The 16,990-nt window shown below is 68.2% G+C and carries 16 protein-coding genes; 12 read left to right on the forward strand and 4 right to left on the reverse strand.

Going from position 1 to position 16,990, the window contains the following annotated elements; genetic code table 11:
* Positions 1 to 69: 69 nt before the first annotated feature.
* The 5 genes from AB4851_RS29545 to AB4851_RS29565 all read left to right on the forward strand — a co-directional run bounded on the left by AB4851_RS29545 (position 70) and on the right by AB4851_RS29565 (position 5,393).
* Positions 70 to 1,329: an ABC transporter permease gene (locus tag AB4851_RS29545; RefSeq protein ID WP_414449917.1), complete on the forward strand. Its 1,260-nt coding sequence runs from the start codon at positions 70 to 72 to the stop codon at positions 1,327 to 1,329.
* A gap of 19 nt (positions 1,330 to 1,348) precedes the next feature.
* The gene (locus tag AB4851_RS29550; protein ID WP_414449918.1) at positions 1,349 to 2,176 is read left to right on the forward strand and encodes an ABC transporter permease; all 828 of its coding nucleotides are present in this window, start codon (positions 1,349 to 1,351) and stop codon (positions 2,174 to 2,176) included.
* A gap of 198 nt (positions 2,177 to 2,374) precedes the next feature.
* Entirely contained in the window at positions 2,375 to 3,400 is a 1,026-nt protein-coding gene (gene zapE / locus AB4851_RS29555; protein WP_414449919.1) for a cell division protein ZapE, read from the forward strand.
* Positions 3,401 to 3,508: 108 nt separating this feature from the next.
* A complete protein-coding gene (locus tag AB4851_RS29560) occupies positions 3,509 to 3,946 on the forward strand; it encodes a hypothetical protein (protein ID WP_414449920.1) in 438 nt (145 codons plus the stop codon).
* 187 nt (positions 3,947 to 4,133) lie between these two features.
* Positions 4,134 to 5,393 (forward strand): MFS transporter, encoded by a 1,260-nt coding sequence (locus AB4851_RS29565; RefSeq protein ID WP_414449921.1) that lies wholly within the window; start codon positions 4,134 to 4,136, stop codon positions 5,391 to 5,393.
* 239 nt (positions 5,394 to 5,632) lie between these two features.
* Here the strand turns inward: AB4851_RS29565 and AB4851_RS29570 are convergent, their stop codons facing one another.
* Positions 5,633 to 6,274: a GntR family transcriptional regulator gene (locus AB4851_RS29570; protein WP_414444500.1), complete on the reverse strand. Its 642-nt coding sequence runs from the start codon at positions 6,272 to 6,274 to the stop codon at positions 5,633 to 5,635.
* Between the two features lie 105 nt (positions 6,275 to 6,379).
* On the opposite strand from AB4851_RS29570, the gene AB4851_RS29575 reads away from it, so the two are divergent.
* The gene (locus AB4851_RS29575; RefSeq protein ID WP_414449922.1) at positions 6,380 to 6,856 is read left to right on the forward strand and encodes an OsmC family protein; all 477 of its coding nucleotides are present in this window, start codon (positions 6,380 to 6,382) and stop codon (positions 6,854 to 6,856) included.
* Between the two features lie 100 nt (positions 6,857 to 6,956).
* Entirely contained in the window at positions 6,957 to 7,904 is a 948-nt protein-coding gene (locus AB4851_RS29580) for a hypothetical protein (protein ID WP_414449923.1), read from the forward strand.
* Positions 7,905 to 7,950: 46 nt separating this feature from the next.
* Here AB4851_RS29580 and dctA read toward each other — a convergent pair whose 3' ends face one another.
* Together dctA and AB4851_RS29590 are read right to left on the reverse strand one after the other, a co-directional pair.
* Positions 7,951 to 9,312, reverse strand: coding sequence for a C4-dicarboxylate transporter DctA (dctA, locus tag AB4851_RS29585; protein WP_414449924.1), 1,362 nt, complete (start codon positions 9,310 to 9,312; stop codon positions 7,951 to 7,953).
* Between the two features lie 180 nt (positions 9,313 to 9,492).
* Complete coding sequence (locus AB4851_RS29590) at positions 9,493 to 10,659, reverse strand: mandelate racemase/muconate lactonizing enzyme family protein (protein ID WP_414449925.1); 1,167 nt, start codon at positions 10,657 to 10,659, stop codon at positions 9,493 to 9,495.
* A gap of 98 nt (positions 10,660 to 10,757) precedes the next feature.
* Here AB4851_RS29590 and AB4851_RS29595 point away from each other — a divergent pair, with 98 nt between their 5' ends.
* Positions 10,758 to 11,717 (forward strand): LysR family transcriptional regulator, encoded by a 960-nt coding sequence (locus tag AB4851_RS29595; protein ID WP_414444495.1) that lies wholly within the window; start codon positions 10,758 to 10,760, stop codon positions 11,715 to 11,717.
* Between the two features lie 36 nt (positions 11,718 to 11,753).
* Here the strand turns inward: AB4851_RS29595 and AB4851_RS29600 are convergent, their stop codons facing one another.
* Entirely contained in the window at positions 11,754 to 12,716 is a 963-nt protein-coding gene (locus AB4851_RS29600) for a 2-hydroxyacid dehydrogenase (RefSeq protein ID WP_414449926.1), read from the reverse strand.
* A 290-nt stretch (positions 12,717 to 13,006) separates the two neighbouring features.
* Here AB4851_RS29600 and AB4851_RS29605 point away from each other — a divergent pair, with 290 nt between their 5' ends.
* The 4 genes from AB4851_RS29605 (at position 13,007) to AB4851_RS29620 (ending at position 16,948) form a co-directional block, all read left to right on the forward strand.
* The gene (locus AB4851_RS29605; protein ID WP_414449927.1) at positions 13,007 to 13,777 is read left to right on the forward strand and encodes an SDR family oxidoreductase; all 771 of its coding nucleotides are present in this window, start codon (positions 13,007 to 13,009) and stop codon (positions 13,775 to 13,777) included.
* Between the two features lie 75 nt (positions 13,778 to 13,852).
* A complete protein-coding gene (locus AB4851_RS29610; protein WP_414449928.1) occupies positions 13,853 to 15,169 on the forward strand; it encodes an MFS transporter in 1,317 nt (438 codons plus the stop codon).
* Positions 15,170 to 15,215: 46 nt separating this feature from the next.
* Positions 15,216 to 15,608: a VOC family protein gene (locus tag AB4851_RS29615; protein ID WP_414449929.1), complete on the forward strand. Its 393-nt coding sequence runs from the start codon at positions 15,216 to 15,218 to the stop codon at positions 15,606 to 15,608.
* Positions 15,609 to 15,655: 47 nt separating this feature from the next.
* On the forward strand, positions 15,656 to 16,948 hold the full coding sequence (locus tag AB4851_RS29620; RefSeq protein ID WP_414449930.1) for a citrate synthase: 1,293 nt from the start codon (positions 15,656 to 15,658) through the stop codon (positions 16,946 to 16,948).
* Positions 16,949 to 16,990 lie beyond the last annotated feature (42 nt).

Genomic DNA, 16,990 nt, shown 5'->3' on the forward strand with positions numbered 1-16,990 from the left:
GTAACACGGCGCGTCGCGGTTCGTCCCTTTTTGTCTCGTTTGGTCGCGCGACGCGCAGGAGTCCCAACCATGAAGCTATCCCCGCAGCCGATGACACCGGCCGGCGCCCCGCTCGCGGCCGGCCGCGTCGAAAAATACCGGCAGGCGCGCCGCAAGGCCGCCTTGCAGGCGCTGCTGCTCGCGCTGCCGCTGCTGGTGTTCCTGCTCGCCACCTTCATCGCGCCGATCGCGATCCTGCTCGCGCGCGGCGTGCGCAACCCCGAGGTGCCGCACGCGATGCCCGCGCTCACCCAGGTGCTCGACCGCTGGGACGGCCAGGGCGTGCCTGGCGAGCCGGCCTTCGCGGCGCTGGCGGCCGGGTTGAAATCGGCCTCCGAGAGCGGCAGCCTCGGCGAGGTGGCGCGGCGCATGAATTTCTATCAGCCGGAATTCCGCAGCCTGCTGCTGAAATCGGCGCGCCGTGTGAAGGAGAACGAAACGGTTGCCGCCTGGAAACCGGTGCTGCTCGACGCCGACGAACGCTGGGGGCAAGCCGAGACCTGGCGCCTGCTCAAGCGCGCCGCTTCCGCCTGGACGCCCGACTATCTGCTCAACGGCATCGACGCGCAGGTCTCGCCGTCGGGCGCCGTCACCCACGTACCGGCCGACAGCGCCGTGTACCGCGCGGCGTTCCTGCGCACCGTGTCGATCAGCGCGACCGTCACGCTGCTGTGCCTGCTGCTCGCCTACCCGGTGGCGTGGATGCTCGCGAACCTGCCGCCGAAGCAGGGCAACCGGCTCATGCTGTTCGTGATCGTGCCGTTCTGGACCTCGCTGCTGGTGCGCACCACCGCCTGGTACGTGCTGCTGCAACCGAGCGGCGTGGTCAATCAGGTGCTGCTGTCGCTGCACCTGATCGACGCGCCGCTGCAACTGATCTTCAACCGCGCCGGCGTGCTGATCGGCATGACGCACGTGCTGCTGCCGTACATGATCCTGGCGATCTATTCGGTCATGAAGAGCGTGCCGCCGATCTACCTGCGCGCGGCGCAATCGCTCGGCGCGCATCCGGTGGTGGCGTTCGTGCGCGTGTACATGCCGCAGACGCTGCCCGGCGTGGGCGCGGGCTGCTTCCTGGTGTTCGTGCTGGCGCTCGGCTACTACATCACCCCCGCGCTGCTCGGCGGGGCCGGCGACGAGATGATCAGCCAGTTGATCGCCTCGCAGACCAACGACCTGCTGAACTGGGGCCTGGCCGGCGCGCTGTCGGCCTACCTGGTGATCTTCACGGCGGTGTTCTATTTCATCTTCAACCGGCTGGTCGGCGTCGACCGGCTGCGCTTCGGTTGAACGCCCACGGAGGCCCCTCGTGCAACTGACGAACAGCATTCCATCGGTGCGACTCGCGAAGCTCGGCACGCGCCTGCATTGCGCGCTCGTGCTGGCGTTTCTGGTCGCGCCGATCCTGGTGATCATCCCGCTCTCGTTCAATTCGGGCTCCTACTTTTCGTACCCGATGGAGGGCTTCTCGCTGCGCTGGTACGCGCAGGCCTTCGGCAGCGCCGACTGGCAGCGCGCGTTCGCCAACAGCATCGGCATCGGGATCGTGTCGACGCTGATCGCCACCAGCCTCGGCACGCTCGCCGCGCTCGGGCTGGCGCGCGAGAATTTTCCGCTGCGCTCGCTGATCATGCCGCTGCTGATCTCGCCGATGATCATCCCGATCGTGGTGGTGGCGGCCGGCTTCTACCTGATCTTCGCGCCGCTCGGCCTGGTCAATTCCTATACCGGCGTGGTGCTCGCGCACGCCGCGCTCGGCACGCCGTTCGTGGTGATCACCGTGACCGCCTCGCTGCTGTCGTTCGACCAGAGCCTGCTGCGCGCCTCGGCCGGGCTCGGCGCGCCGCCGTGGGTGACGTTCCGGCGCGTGACGCTGCCGCTGATCCTGCCCGCCGTGGCGACCGGCGGCGTGTTCGCGTTCGCCACCTCGTTCGACGAAGTGATCGTGATCCTGTTCATCGGCGGCCCCGACCAGCGCACCGTGCCGCGCCAGATGTGGAGCGGCATTCGCGACCAGATCGACCCGTCGATCCTGGCCGTGGCGACCGTGCTGATCGTGTTCGCGATCGCGCTGTTCTCGTCGATCAACTGGCTGCACGGGCGCGCGCGGGCTTCGGCGGCGGCGGCTGTGGAGTAAACAAGGCTCGGAGGGTTCGGGGACGGCGGAAGCTTCGGTGGCTTCGGTGGCTTCGGTGGCTTCGGTGGCTTCGGTGGCTTCGGTGGCTTCGGTGGCTTCGGTGGCTTCGGTGGCTTCGAGCAGGCCTCGCCGCCGCCGGCTGTGGCAGACTGTCGGCCGTTTTCCACACGCGTGCGGCCCGAGCGGCCGCCGACCTTCATGCCGACGCTGCCCGCCTGGCTCACCGCCGAACTCGCCCGCCGCCGCCTGACGCTCGACGCCGACCAGTCGGCTGCCGCCGCGCACCTCGACGCGCTGCTCGCGGGCCGGCTGCCCGAGGCGACCATCGGCGCGTATTGCTACGGCCCGCCCGGGCGCGGCAAGAGCCTGCTGGCCGCGCTGTTCCATGAAGCGTGGCCCGGCCCGCGCGTGCGCACCCATTTCCATGCGTTCCTGCGCGACGTGAACCGCCGGCTGGTGGCCGCGCCGCCGTCCGACGACAAGCTCGGCGACGTGCTCGCGCAATGGCTCGGCGAGAGCCGCCTGCTGTGGTTCGACGAGTTCCACGTGCACGACATCGCCGACGCGCTGATCCTCGCCGCGCTGCTGCGGGTGGCGATCGCGCGGCGCGTCTATCTGCTGTTCACGTCGAACCAGCCGCCGGCCGGGCTGCTGCCCGACCCCGAGTTCCATCACCGCTTCGAGCCGACCATCGCGCTGCTGAACGCGCACTGCCTGATGCTGCCGTTCGAGGGCGCGGTCGATTACCGGCGCGTGCGCGAGCCGGCGGGCGCGGCGGCGGCCGAAACGGCCGCGTCGGCATTCACGCACGACGACACCACCACCGCCGCGCTGTTCGCCCGCCACGGCGATGCGGTCGCCGCGTGCGACACGATCGTGCCGATCGCCAACCGCCCGCTCGCGGCCCGTGCGGCCGGCGCCCACACGCTGTTGTGCAACTTCGACGCGCTCTGCGCGCAAGCCCGCTCGCATCTCGACTACCTCGACCTGGCCGCGCGCTACCGCGTGCTGATCCTCGACGCCGTCGCGCTCGACGCCGAGACGCCGCGCGCCGTGCTGCAACGCTTCGTCTGGCTCGTGGATATCGTCTACGACCACCAGGGCCTGCTGGTCTTCCTGCACGACGCCGATTTCGAACCGCGCACCGGCGCGCGGCCCGACGTGCACGGCATCGAGCGGATGTGGTCGCGCATCAGCGAAATGCGCGCCACACGGAACGCCTGACTCCGGCCCCTTCTTCGTCAACGCTTGCCGGATAAATCGCCTCCGCGATTGCAAGCGCCAAAAAGACTGTATATATTCACAGTACCCGATCACCCGAAGAGGGCTTTCATGACGACGATGTCCGACCTGAGCCAAGCCAGCCAACCCGCCGCACGCCCCGATTCCGACTGGCTGGTCGACGATTACGAACTCGAGCAGATGGAATCGCTGCGCCTGCGCCATCGCGCCACGCAGGATCTCCAGCAAGTGCTCGTCGCGCTCGCGCGCCGCGCGTTCGGCCCGCGTCGCGGCAGCCCGTTCGGCGAGCTGCGCGGCCCGAGCTGGGCGATGCTGCTGGCCATCGAGGAGCGTGCATTCAACGATCCGGGCCTGCGCGCCCGCCACGATCCGGCCCTGCTGGCCTCGCTGCCGCGGCTGGCCGCACGGCGCGGCATCGAGGAGCAGCTCGACGCCGAAGCCAACCTGCGCAGCGACGACGAGGACACCCCGTTCGTGATCGGCGTGGCCGCCGCGCTGCTCGGAGCGAACGAGGAGATGGCCGACTGAGGCGGCCCGCGTCGTATCGATGGCCCCGCTGCCCCGCCTTCACGCAGGCAGGTAGTGCCGATACCGGTATCCCCGGACGTCTGTTTGCGCGCCGCCACGCGGCGTAGGATCGTCAGCGCGTTGCCGCCGCCCACCCGCGGCGGCCCGCCACGACGTCCACCGACTCCCACGATACCGAGGCACCGCGATGAGCCGTTCCGTTTCCCCCGCCGCGCCGGCGCCCGCCGAAGACGGCCACGCGCACTGGCGCCGCAATCTCGCCGTCTGCGTGTTCGGCTCGTTCACCACCATCGTCTCGATGACGCTGCTGTTGCCGTTCCTGCCGCTCTACGTCGAGCAGCTCGGCGTGCACGACCCGGCCGCGATCGTGCAATGGTCGGGCGTGGCGTACGGCGCCACGTTCTTCACAGCCGCGCTCACCGCGCCACTGTGGGGCCGACTCGCCGACCGCTACGGCCGCAAGCTGATGCTGATCCGCGCGAGCCTCGGCATGACCATCGTGATGTCGTTGATGGGCATCGCGCACGACGTCTGGCAACTCGTGGCGTTGCGGCTCGCGGTGGGGCTGCTGGGCGGCTATGCGTCGGGCTCCACCGTGCTGGTCGCCACGCAAACGCCGAAGGCGCGCTGCGGCTGGGCGCTCGGCGTGCTGTCGTCCGGCATCATGGCCGGCAGCATCGCCGGCCCGCTGCTCGGCGGCTGGCTGCCGTCGGTGATCGGCATCCGCGCCACGTTCCAGTTCTCCGGCGCGGCGATCGGCGTGGCGTTCCTCGCCACCGTGTTCCTGATCAAGCGCGACCGCCCCGCCGCGGCCGGGCGCGGCGCGGCCGACAAGCCGGGCTGGGCCGCGCTGCCCGATAAACGGCCGGTGGTGGCCATGCTCGTCACGGGCGCGCTGCTGATGCTGGCCAACATGTCGATCGAGCCGATCATCACCGTGTACGTCGCGCAACTGGTGCCCGCGCAGCAGGTCACGTTCGTCGCCGGCCTCGTGATGTCGGGCGCGGCGCTCGGCAGCATCCTGTCGGCCTCGCGGCTCGGCAAGCTGGCCGACCGCATCGGCCACTGGAACGTGATCGTCGGCTGCCTCGCGGCGTCGGCCGTGCTGCTGATTCCGCAGGCGTTCGTCACGCAGGGCTGGCAGCTTGTCGCGCTGCGCTTCGCGATGGGCATCGCGCTCGGCGGCCTGCTGCCGTGCGTGGCCAGCGTGATTCGCCACAACGCGCCGCCCGCCGTGGCCGGCACCATGCTCGGCTATTCGACCTCGTCGCAATACGTCGGGCAGGTGGCCGGGCCGCTCGCGGGCGGCTACTTCGGCGGCCATTACGGCATGCGCTCGACGTTCTTCGCCACCGCCGCGATCATGGCGGCCGGCGCGATCGGCAACGCGATGATGCGCACGCGCGTGACGCGCTCGGGCGACGCCACGGAAGCGGCGGTCGAATGAACGGGCGGCGGCTGCGTTCGCTTGCAGCCGCTCGCGTTCAGGACACCGCCACTACCCCGCAGCACGAAACGGGTGGCGGCCCTGTTCACTCGCGACCGCCCGCGTTCAGGACACCGCCACCACCCGCAGCACGAAACGGGCGGCGGCCATGTTCGCTCGCAGCCGCCCGCGTTCAGGACGCCACCATCACCCGCAAGACGAAACGGGCGGCGGTCATGTTCGCTTGCAGCCGCCCGCGTTCAGGACGCCGCCACCACCCGCAACACGATCGCCTTGGCCGATTCGAGATGCGCAGCCGTCATCGCGCGCGCGCCGCGCGCATTGCGCTCGCGGCACGCCTGCAAAATCGCCTCGTGTTCCACCTGGAACGACGGCGTTTCGGCCAGCAGCCGGTTCTGCAAGCGCTCGTAGCGCTCGACCTGGCCGCGCAATGCACGGATCGCCTGCAACTGGCGGCCGTTGCCGCAGCCCGCATACAGCAGTTCGTGGAACTCGCGATTCAACTCCCCCTGACGCAGCGCGCTGCCGGCCTCGCCCAGCAGCCGATGCACCAGCTCGGCGCGCGCCAGCGCTTCGTCGTCGGCGCGCTTGACGCTGCGAAAGATCGCATCGCCTTCGAGCAGCACGCGCAGCCCGTAGATTTCCTCGACGTCGTGCGCATCGAGCATGCGCACCACCGCGCCGCGATTGCGGAAACTTTCCACCAGCCCTTCGTGTTCGAGCTGCTGCACGGCCTCGCGCAGCGGAATCCGGCTGATGCCGAAGCGCTCGGCCAGATCGCGCTCGACCAGCCGCGCGCCGCTCGCCAGCTCGCCGCTGTTGATCAGTTCGCGCAGCGACGCCGCAATCACGTCGGCGGTCGAATCGAGTTTCGCTTCCATCCTGGCTCCGGGTTCAATTTGGAATAATGGTATACCAAATGGGATTCCAGTGACACAATGACGCCGATTCGGACACCATACTTTTTCAACCGGCGGGAGGATTCGATGGCATACGGCAAGCACCATTACCGCGTGGCGGTGCAGTGGACAGGCAACCGCGGCAGCGGCACCTCGGGCTATCGCGACTATGGCCGCGATCACACCATCCGCTCGGGCACGAAGCCCGAGATCGCGGGCTCGGCCGACGCGGCGTTTCTCGGCGACGCGGCGCGCTGGAACCCGGAGGATCTGCTGCTCGCATCGGCCTCGGCCTGCCACAAGCTCTGGTATCTGCATCTGTGCGCGGATGCCGGCATCCGCGTGCTGGCTTACGAGGACGACGCCGAAGGCACGATGCTCGACAGCCCCGAGCAAGGGCGCTTCACTGAAATCGTGCTACGCCCGCGCGTGACGATCCGCGCCGGCGACGATGCCGAACGCGCGCACGCGCTGCATCACGCGGCGCATGAGAAATGCTATGTGGCGAACTCGGTCAATTTCCCGATCCGGTGCGAAGCGACGATCGAGGTGGCGCCACAGTAAGCGCCGAATAAGCGCGGGCCGGTAACGGCAAGCGAAGCAGCGCGGCACGGTGGTGCACATCGCATGTCACAATCGCCGCTCCTTCCCCTCGCCTGCCGCCATGCTCCGTCCGATCCCGTCGCTCGCCGCCCTGCTCGCATCCGCCACGTTTTCCGTGATGGCCCACGCCGACACGCAGTATTTCCACAAGACCCTGGCCGGCCAAATCGGCGGCCGCTACGCGTTCACGATGGATCTGAAGAACGTCGACGGCACGCTGACCGGCAACTACCACTACGCGGGCAAGCAAAACAACCTTTACCTGAACGGCAAGATCGACGCGGCGGGCAACGTCACGCTCGACGAAACGCCGTCCTCGGGCAAGCGCAGCGGCACGTTCACCGGCAAGCTGAACGGCGGCACGTTCGACGGCACCTGGACCTCGGCCGACGGCGCGCGCCGTCTGCCGGTCGACGCGCATCAAACCGCCGAAACCGTGATCGGCTCGAAGCGCGCGCTGCTGACGCAGGCGGTCGGCACCTATCCGCTCGACACCGTCAGCGGCTCGGGCGGCGCCAACAGCATGTGGGATACCTGGCGGGTGAAAGGCGGCTGGACGTCGAACGTCTCGGGCATCGAGAACGCGCGTCGTGCATTCTCCACCGTCAAGCTGACGGCGGCGGACCGCAAACGCCTCGACAGCATGACGATCACGGTCGATGCCGCGCTCACCACGCGCCTGAACGTCGACGGCAAGACGGTGCTGACGATTCCGTACCGCGACGCCGGCATGCAGTACGACATCGGCAAGCCGCACGACGGCACGGCGGCCGACGACCTGAAGGGCCTGTCGCCCACCACCACCGTGCACGACGAGCATCTGTACCTGCTGGCCAGCGACCGGCCCGACTGGCTGCCCGCGCTGTCGGGCAGCTTCAATACGTACGGCGACGATGTCGCGCTCGCGACGGTGAACTACGACGTGATCGGCAAGACGTTCCAGGTATTCCTGCGCGACAGCCTGTGCTGCGGCGGCACCGGCTTCACGTTCGCCCGAAAACCGCACTGAACGCACTAACCGCGCCGCAACGCGCGGCGCGGCATCGCATCGCCGCTCAATGCACGCCGTGATGCGCCGCCGGCAAACCCGGCGTGCCGCGCCCGGCTTCCGCGTCACCCGGCTCGGCGGCCGATGCTTCGGGCTCCTCTTGATAGCGCCGGTCGAGCACCGCGCGCGCCCGGTCGAGATCGAGCGCGCCTTCCCAGCGCGCCACCACCACCGTCGCCACGCCGTTGCCGATCAGGTTCGTCACGGCGCGCGCCTCGTTCAGGAAACGGTCCACGCCGAGCAGCAGCACCAGGCCCGTGACGGGAATCTGCCGCATCGTCGCCAGCGTCGCGGCCAGCGCCACGAAGCCCGCGCCGGCCACCCCGGCAGAGCCCTTCGAGGTCAGCAGCAGCACGCCGAGCACCAATAGCTGATCGCCGAGCGACAGGTGGATGTTCATGGCCTGCGCGACGAACAGCGCGGCCATCGTCAGGTAGATCGCCGTGCCGTCCGCGTTGAACGTATAGCCGGTCGGCAGCACCATGCCGACCACCGGCCGCGCACAGCCCAGGCGCTCCATCTTCATCAGCATCTGCGGCAGCACCGCCTCGGTGGAAGCCGTGCCGAGCGTGATCAGCAGCTCGTCCTTGATGTAGCGGAGATACTTCCAGAGCGACAGCCCGCACAGCCGCATCACGAGGCCGAGGCCCAGCGCGACGAACAGGACGGACGTCAGGTACAGGCACAGCATCAGTTCTCCGAACGATGCCAGCGTGCCGATGCCATATTTGCCGATGGTGAACGCCATGCCGCCGAACGCACCGATCGGCGCGGCCACCATGACGATCCGCACCACGCCGAACATGCCCTGCAGGAACATGTCGAGCATGTCGACCAGCGGCGCGGTGCGCGGCCCGAGCTTGGCCAGCGCGATCGCGAAGATCACCGAGAAGAAGATGATCGGCAGAATTTCGCCCTTGGCGAACGCGCCGACGATGCTGCCCGGCACGATGCTCATGAAGAATTCGAGCATGCCGTGCTGTTGCGCCGCGTGGGTGTAGGTGGCGATCGAGGCGGCGTCGAGCTGCGCCGGATCGATGTTCATGCCGGCGCCGGGCTTCACGACATTGACCACCACCAGACCGATCAGCAGTGCGAACGTCGAGGCCACCTCGAAATAGAGCAGCGCCTTCACGCCGACCCGCCCGGCCACGTGCAGGTCGTTCATGCGCGCGATGCCCACCACCACCGAGGCGAAGATGATCGGCGCGAGCGCCATGCGGATCAGCTTGATGAACAGGTCGCCGAGCGGCTTCAATTGCGCGCCGATGTCGGGATAGAAGTGGCCCACGATCACGCCGGCAACGATGCCGATCAGAACCTGGACATACAAACGCGATAGCGACTTGCGGATTCTCGTTACGAGCATGGCTGTCTCCTGGGCATGCCGTCGTCTGACTGGGTCGGGCACACGCGCGATGACGCCGTGCGCCGCTGGTGTTGTTTTCGTATTGTTATCGTCGCGAGGGGCCACCGCCGTGGCGCGCCCCTCGCGATGTGCTGCATGAAGCGCCGCGCTTGCCGCGCGGCGCTTGCCTGGTTGCTGCGCTTACTCGGCCAGCTTGCGCATCTCGACGATCAGGTCCGCCTTGCCCTCGAAGCCGATGCCCGGCAGGTCCGGCATGGTGATGTAGCCGTTGTCGACCTTGACGCCGTCGGGGAAGCCGCCGTAAGGCTGGAACAGGTCCGGATACGATTCGTTGCCGCCGAGGCCGAGGCCGGCCGCGATGTTCAGCGACATCTGGTGGCCGCCGTGCGGGATGCAGCGCTTGGCCGACCAGCCGTGCTGATGCAGCATTTCCAGCGTGCGCAGGTATTCCACCAGGCCGTAGCTCAGTGCGCAGTCGAATTGCAGCCAGTCGCGGTCGGCGCGCATGCCGCCGTAGCGGATCAGGTTGCGCGCATCCTGCATCGAGAACAGGTCTTCACCGGTGGCGATCGGCTTGTCGTAGTAGTTGCGCAGCGTGGCCTGCAACTCGTAGTCGAGCGGGTCGCCCGGCTCCTCGTACCAGAACAGGTCGTATTGCGACAGCGCCTTGGCGTACTGCACGGCCGTGTCGAGATCGAAGCGGCCGTTGGCGTCCACCGCCAGCTTCTGGCCGTCGCCGAGCACGCTGAGGATCGAATCGATGCGGCGCAGGTCTTCGTCGAGCGAGGCGCCGCCGATCTTCTTCTTGACCACCGTGTAGCCGCGGTCGAGATAGCTGCGCATCTCGTCCTTCAGCTTGCCGTGATCCTGGCCCGGGTAGTAATAGCCGCCGGCCGCGTACACGAAGATCTTGCGATCGGGCTGGCCGTTGCCGTAGCGCTCGGCCAGCAACTGGAACAGCGGCTTGCCTTCGATCTTCGCCACCGCATCCCACACGGCCATGTCGATCGTGCCGATCGCCACCGAGCGCTCGCCGTGGCCGCCCGGCTTTTCGTTCTGGAACATCGTGGCCCAGATCTTGTGCGGATCGAGGTTGTCGCCGGCATCGTTGACGAGCGAGGCCGGATCGGCTTCGAGCAGGCGCGGAATGAAGCGCTCGCGCATCAGCGTGCCCTGGCCGTAGCGGCCGTTCGAATTGAAGCCGTAGCCGATCACCGGCTTGCCGTCGCGGATCACGTCGGTCACCACCGCCACCAGGCTCAGCGTCATCTTGCTGAAATCGATGTAGGCATTACGGATGGGGGAGCTGATCGGGACGGTTTTTTCCCGGATTTCGACGATTCTCATGCGGATGTCTCCTGGCAGGCACGAATAACGGACGACGCATCATAGCGCCGCCGTCCCGCGCTAGAATTCACCCTGTTTCATTTCATCATTCACCTAAAGTGAAAACCGATTCCACCTCCGATTTCGCGTTCTTCGTGCAGCTCGCCAAGCTCAGGAGCCTGTCGGGCGCGGCGCGCTCGATGGGCCTGACGCCGCCGGCCGCCACCAAGCGGCTCGGCATCATCGAGGAACGGCTCGGCGCGCGGCTCGTGAACCGCACCACGCGCAGCGTGAGCCTGACCCCGGAAGGCGAAACCTACGCACGCTACGCGGCGCGCATTCTCGATCAGGTGCGCGAAATGGAGGACGCGATCGCCGGCACGCCGGCCGATCCGCACGGGCGGCTGCGCGTGAACGCCACGCTCGGCTTCGGGCGTACCACCATCGCGCCGCTCGTCTCGGAGTTCGCCAAGCGCTATCCGCATGTGGACGTGCAGTTCGTGGTGACGGATCGCCCCGTCGATCTGGTGGAAGGCGGCTTCGACATGGCGATCCGCTTCGGCGAGCTGCCCGACAGCCGGCTGCGCGCGCGGCGGCTGATGAGCAACCGGCGCTTTCTGTGCGCGTCGCCCAAATACCTGGAGCGCTGCGGCACGCCCACCCGCAAGGAAGACCTGATCGCGCACCGCTGCATCATCCATACCCAGAACGACGATGCCTACGGCGTGTGGAAGTTCATCCAGGACGACCATCTGGAAGCGCTGAAGGTGAACGGCTCGCTGTCGAGCAACGACGGCGACATCGTGCTGCGCTGGGCGCTCGACGGGCACGGCATCCTGATCCGCTCGGAATGGGATCTGGCCAAGTATCTGCAAAGCGGGCGCCTGCAACTGGTGCTGCCCGAGCTCGTGCTGCCGTCGGCCGATCTGTACGTCTACTACCCGGGCCAGCGCAACGAAACCACGCGGGCGCGCGCGTTCATCGATTTCCTCGTCGATCACTTCCAGGCGCCGTTCGTGCCGATCGAACTGGCGCAGATGCGCGCCGAGGCCAGGAAACCGGCGCGCAAACGGAAATAGGCCGCACGCGCGGCCCATCCCGATGCCTGGAAGTCCTTACAGCCGGTTCGGCGCGGCGCGGCCGTCGAGCACGGCGGCCACGTTGTCGAGCGCGGTGTAGCCCATCTGGTCGCGCGTCTCGATCGTGGCGCTGGCCATGTGCGGGGTCAGGAACACGTTGTCGAGCGTGGCGAAGCGCGGGTCGATGTTCGGCTCGTTGTGGTACACATCCAGCCCCGCGCCGAACAGATGCCCCGAAACGAGCGCAGCGTACAGCGCATCCTCGTCCACCAGCCCGCCACGCGCCGCGTTGACGAACACCGCGCCCGTCGGCAGCAGCTCGAACTCGCGCGCCGTCATCAGCGGCGCGCCGCCGCCCGGCACGTGCAGCGTCAGCACGTCGCAATGCGGCAGCATCGCGTCGAGGCTCGGATAGAACTGCGCACCCGCCTCCACCGCCGCATCGGCCTGCCGCATGTCGGTGTAGGCGATATGCATGCCGAAACCGCGCGCGCGCTTCGCCATCGCGCGGCCGATCCGGCCGAAGCCGGCCACGCCGAGCGTCTTGCCGTTCACGCGCATGCCGAGCATCTCGGTCATGCCGAACGACTTGCCCCAGCCCTGCCGCACGATCCGTTCGTACTCCGACGCACGCCGGCACGCGGCCAGCACCAGCAGCATCGCGAAATCGGCCGTGCATTCGGTCAGCGCGTCGGGCGCATTGCTCACGGCGATGCCGCGCGCGAGCGCCGCCGCCACGTCCATGTGATCGACACCGGCGCTGGCGTTGGCGATGATCTTCACGCTCGGCGGCAGCGCGTCGATGTGTTCCTTCTGCAATCCTGATTTCTTGCCGATCAGCACGGCGGGCGTCTGATACCGGGTGCAGAAATCGACGACCGAGGCGGCATCCATGTCGGAGTCGGTCACGAATGCGTTGAACTCGGTGCGGGCGCGATCGGCCACGGCGGCCGGCACGCGGCGGGCGACCAGCAGCTTCGGGTTGGGTTGGGCGGACATGGTGTTTTCCTTTGGTCGAAATCCGGGCACAGCCTACGAGGCCGGTTCGGCGAAGGTCAATGTTGATTCTATCGATCAACATCTGGGCGACATGCCGTGCACGGAACCCGCCGTGGCGCGGCACCGCCCGACTGCAAGCCTTGCACGTCCGGCCCGAGGCTCAGGAAAACCCTGATGACGGCACGCCCCGGCAAGCCGCAGCATGTTGATTGGAAGAATCAAGATTGCCGGTGCTTCGGGGCGGATGCAATTCTGTTCTCGTCCCTACCGACCATCGACGAGATCGCGACATGCACCCAGACACGCAAGCCCGCCCCCGTATCGCCGCCGTCACCGGCGCCGGCTCCGGCATCGGCCAGGCCGCCGCCGTGGCGCTGGCCCGCGCCGGCTTCACGGTCGCCCTGCTGGGCCGCCGCGCCGAGGCCCTTCAGGAAACCGAAGCATTGATCGACGCGGCCGGCGGCCGGGCGCGCGCGTTCCCCACCGACGTGGCCAACGAAGCCTCGGTCGAGCGCAGCTTCACCGCGATCGCCGCCGAATTCGGCCGCCTCGACGTGCTGTTCAACAATGCGGGCCGCAACGCAGGCGCCGTGCCGCTCGACGACTACACGCTCGAATTCTGGAACGACGTGCTGGCCACCAACCTGACGGGCGTGTTCCTGTGCGCCCGCGCCGCGTGGCGCCTGATGAAACAGCAGGACCCGCAGGGCGGGCGCATCATCAACAACGGCTCGATCTCGGCGCACTCGCCGCGCCCGAACACGATCGCCTACACGGCCACCAAGCACGCGGTGCTCGGCATCACCAAGTCGCTCGCGCTCGACGGCCGCCCGTATCGCATCGCCTGCAGCCAGATCGATATCGGCAACGCGGCCACCTCGCTGACCGAGCGCATGAACCAGGGCGTGCTGCAGGCCGACGGCCGCGTCGCGCCCGAGCCGCGCCTCGACGTCGTGCACGTGGCCGATGCCGTGGTGCAGATGGCGAAGCTGCCGCTCGAGGCGAACATTCTGAACATGACGATCATGGCCAGCGCGATGCCGTTCGTCGGCCGCGGCTGAACGGCGCGCAGCGAAGCCAAGCCTCAAAGCCGGACCCACGACAACAAGATCCGGCTCACGAACAGGAGACACGACATGAAGACAGCCGAGGACGCACCGGTGGCGATGCACGACTACGCCAGCCGCACGAGCGCCGCGAAACGCAGCAAGGTCCGCTATTCGATCCTCTCGATGTTGCTGGTGGCCACCATCCTCAACTACGTCGATCGCTCCGCGCTCGGCATCGTCGCGCCGGCGCTCTCGAAGGATCTCGGCATGACGCGAATCCAGATGGGCGAACTGTTCGCCGTGTTCGGCGCGGCCTATTCGTTCGCACTGCTGCCGGCCGGCATCCTGGCCGACGTGCTCGGCTCGCGCGTGGCCTATGCGCTGTCGCTGTTCGGCTGGTCGCTCGCCACGCTCACGCAGGGCTTCTCGAACGGCTACCGGATGCTGCTCGGCGCGCGCCTGGCGATGGGCGCGCTCGAAGCGCCGGCGTTTCCGTCGAACGCGCGCGCGGTCACGCTGTGGTTCCCGGTGCAGGAGCGCGGCTTCGCCACCAGCGTCTACGTGATGGGCCAGTACATCGGCACGCCGCTGTTCGCGGGCCTGCTGCTGTGGATCTCGACAGCCTTCGGCTGGCGCGCCGTGTTCTTCGTGACGGGCGGCTTCGGCATTCTGTTCAGCGCGATCTGGTATCGCATCTATCGCGATCCGGCGCGGCACGGCTCGGTCAACGCGGCCGAACTGCAACACATCAACGAGGGCCGCACGGCGCAGCCGCCGCGCACGCGCTTCGACTGGCGCATGGCGCTGCGCCTGCTCGGCTACCGGCAGATCCTCGCGATCTGCCTCGGCAAGTTCTGCAACAACACGCTGCTGGTGTTCTTCACGACCTGGTTCATGACCTACCTCGTCGAGGAGCGCCACATGTCGATGATCAAGGTGGGCTTGTTCCAGGCGCTGCCGTTCGTCGGCGCGACGCTCGGCATCCTGATCGCAGGCTTCCTGTCGGATTTCTTCATTCGCCGCGGTGTGTCGATGTCGGCCGCGCGCAAGGCCCCGCTCGTGATCGGCACGTTCCTCGGCGCCTCGGTCGCGCTGGTCAACTTCGTGCATTCGAACGAAGTGGTGATCGCGATCCTGACCGTGGCGTTCTTCGCGCAGGGCATCGGCTCGATGTCGTGGGCCGCGGTGTCCGAGATCGCGCCGAAACAGTATGTAGGCCTGACCAGCAGCATCACCAGCCTCGCGGCCAATATCGCGGCCGTCACCACGCCGCTGATGATCGGCTACGTCACGCAGCACACCGGCAACTTCTTCTGGGCGCTGAACCTGATGGGCGCGATCTGCCTGCTCGGCACGCTGTCGTACTCGCTGCTGCTCGGCAAGCTCTCGCGCATCGAACTCTGATCCTGACTCTGATCCTTATCGCCACTCTCACGACCTGCTCCGCACCATGATCGAATTCAAGTGGGACCACCTCCAGCTCGCGTCCACCGACGCCGAAGCCACCGCCGCCTGGTTCGCGCGCTGCCTGAGCGCCGAGATCGTGCGCCGCCCCGGCCGCGTCGACCTGCGCCTCGGCGACATCAACCTGTTCATCACCAAGCTCGCGCAAGCGCCGGCCGAGAGCGGTGCACCGGGCGCGGCGCGCGAGGGCATCGATCATTTCGGCGTCCGGGTGGATGACCTGGACGCCGCGTTCGCGCACCTGCTGGCCGAGGGCGCGGAGATCGTCGAGCCGATCAAGCAGATCCGCGCCGGCGTGCGCGGCTGCTTCGTGAAGGCGCCGGGCCAGATCGTGGTGGAGATTCTCGAACGCCGCCCGGCGGAAATGACATTCAACTGAGAGCGGTCTATAGTCGGGCGCATCCTCTCAAGCCTCTGCACGCCGCCATGTCGAACTGGATCACTCTCGCCGAAGCGACCCGCCAACTCGGCGTGCGGGCGCAAACCGTCTACGCCTACGCGAGCCGCGGCAACATCGCCGTCATGCAGGACCCGCACGATCCGCGCCGCAGCCTGTACCGGGCCGAGGACGTGATCGCGCTGTGCCGCAAGAAGCAGGTCGGCCGCAAACGCGCGGCGCTCGCGGCCGGCACCATCTTCGGCGCGGAGCCGTGCATCTACAGCGGCCTGACCACGTTCTCGCGCGGCCGGCCGTGGTATCGCGGCCGCGACTGCATTCAACTGGCCGACAACGCCACGCTGGAAGACGCCGCCGCGCTGCTGTGGAATTCGCCGACCGCCGTGTCGTTCGCGTTCGACGATGCGGCGCTGCCCGACGGCGAGCGCGGGCGGCGCTGCGCGTTCACCACGCTGGCCGCGCTGGCCGCCAACGGGCATTCGACGCTGGGCCGCCTCGACAGCGCGCTGCATGCCGAGGCGGGGCGTTTGGTGGCGATCGTGTCGCTGGCGTTCGGCGCAAGCGCGGGTGCCGGTGCGGGTGCCGGTGCCGGTGCCGGTGCCAAGCGCGGCGATGGCAACGCATCGGGCCGGACCCACGAACGGCTCGCGGCGGGCTGGGGGCAGGACGCGGCCGGCGCCGACCTGATCCGGCGCGCGATGGTGTTGGTGGCCGATCACGAGATCACCAGCTCGGCGTTCGCCGCGCGCATCACGGCATCCACCGGCGCGCCGCTGGCCGGCTGCCTGCTGACCGGGCTGACCACGCTGTCCGGCCCGCTGCACGGCGACGCGTCGCGGCGCGTGCGGGCCGTGTTCGACGACGTCGAACGGCTCGGCGCCGAACACGTGGTGGGCCACCATCTCGGCTCGGCGATCCCGGTGCCGGGCTTCGGCCATCATCTCTACCCCGACGGCGACCCGCGCGCCGAAGCGCTCCTGAGCCGACTCGATCCGCCGCGCGAACTGGGCGCGTTCATCGACAAGGTCACGGCGCTGACCGGCCTCAAGCCGAACATCGACGTGGCGCTGGCGATTCTGTCAGCACAACTGAAGTTGCCGGCCGATGCCGCGTTCGGGCTGTTCTCGATCGCGCGCAGCGTGGGCTTGCTCGCGCATTGCATCGAGCAGTTGCGGGTGGGCAAGGTGATCCGCCCGCGCGGGCGTTATACGGGGCCGGCGCTGGAAGACGAGCACCTGCGCCCCGCCGCCGTCGACGACAGGGCCTATACGGCCGGCACGCTGGAGAAGAACCGCGTGTTCAAGCTGAAGACGGCGGGCTGAGGGCGGAAGATTGCTTCGGTACCCTTGCAACCGGTGCACCGA

Origin of the sequence: Burkholderia sp. 22PA0099 (assembly GCF_047497165.1) — a bacterium.
In the GTDB taxonomy this organism is placed as follows: Bacteria; Pseudomonadota; Gammaproteobacteria; order Burkholderiales; family Burkholderiaceae; genus Burkholderia.

What these genes read in the sequence shown, in the direction of transcription:
- AB4851_RS29545 (WP_414449917.1), top strand. Translation starts at nt 70, where the DNA reads ATGAAGCTATCCCCGCAGCCGATGACACCGGCCGGCGCCCCGCTCGCG.
- zapE (WP_414449919.1), top strand. Translation starts at nt 2,375, where the DNA reads ATGCCGACGCTGCCCGCCTGGCTCACCGCCGAACTCGCCCGCCGCCGC.
- AB4851_RS29560 (WP_414449920.1), top strand. Translation starts at nt 3,509, where the DNA reads ATGACGACGATGTCCGACCTGAGCCAAGCCAGCCAACCCGCCGCACGC.
- AB4851_RS29565 (WP_414449921.1), top strand. Translation starts at nt 4,134, where the DNA reads ATGAGCCGTTCCGTTTCCCCCGCCGCGCCGGCGCCCGCCGAAGACGGC.
- AB4851_RS29570 (WP_414444500.1), bottom strand. Translation starts at nt 6,274, where the DNA reads ATGGAAGCGAAACTCGATTCGACCGCCGACGTGATTGCGGCGTCGCTG.
- AB4851_RS29575 (WP_414449922.1), top strand. Translation starts at nt 6,380, where the DNA reads ATGGCATACGGCAAGCACCATTACCGCGTGGCGGTGCAGTGGACAGGC.
- AB4851_RS29580 (WP_414449923.1), top strand. Translation starts at nt 6,957, where the DNA reads ATGCTCCGTCCGATCCCGTCGCTCGCCGCCCTGCTCGCATCCGCCACG.
- dctA (WP_414449924.1), bottom strand. Translation starts at nt 9,312, where the DNA reads ATGCTCGTAACGAGAATCCGCAAGTCGCTATCGCGTTTGTATGTCCAG.
- AB4851_RS29590 (WP_414449925.1), bottom strand. Translation starts at nt 10,659, where the DNA reads ATGAGAATCGTCGAAATCCGGGAAAAAACCGTCCCGATCAGCTCCCCC.
- AB4851_RS29600 (WP_414449926.1), bottom strand. Translation starts at nt 12,716, where the DNA reads ATGTCCGCCCAACCCAACCCGAAGCTGCTGGTCGCCCGCCGCGTGCCG.
- AB4851_RS29605 (WP_414449927.1), top strand. Translation starts at nt 13,007, where the DNA reads ATGCACCCAGACACGCAAGCCCGCCCCCGTATCGCCGCCGTCACCGGC.
- AB4851_RS29610 (WP_414449928.1), top strand. Translation starts at nt 13,853, where the DNA reads ATGAAGACAGCCGAGGACGCACCGGTGGCGATGCACGACTACGCCAGC.
- AB4851_RS29615 (WP_414449929.1), top strand. Translation starts at nt 15,216, where the DNA reads ATGATCGAATTCAAGTGGGACCACCTCCAGCTCGCGTCCACCGACGCC.
- AB4851_RS29620 (WP_414449930.1), top strand. Translation starts at nt 15,656, where the DNA reads ATGTCGAACTGGATCACTCTCGCCGAAGCGACCCGCCAACTCGGCGTG.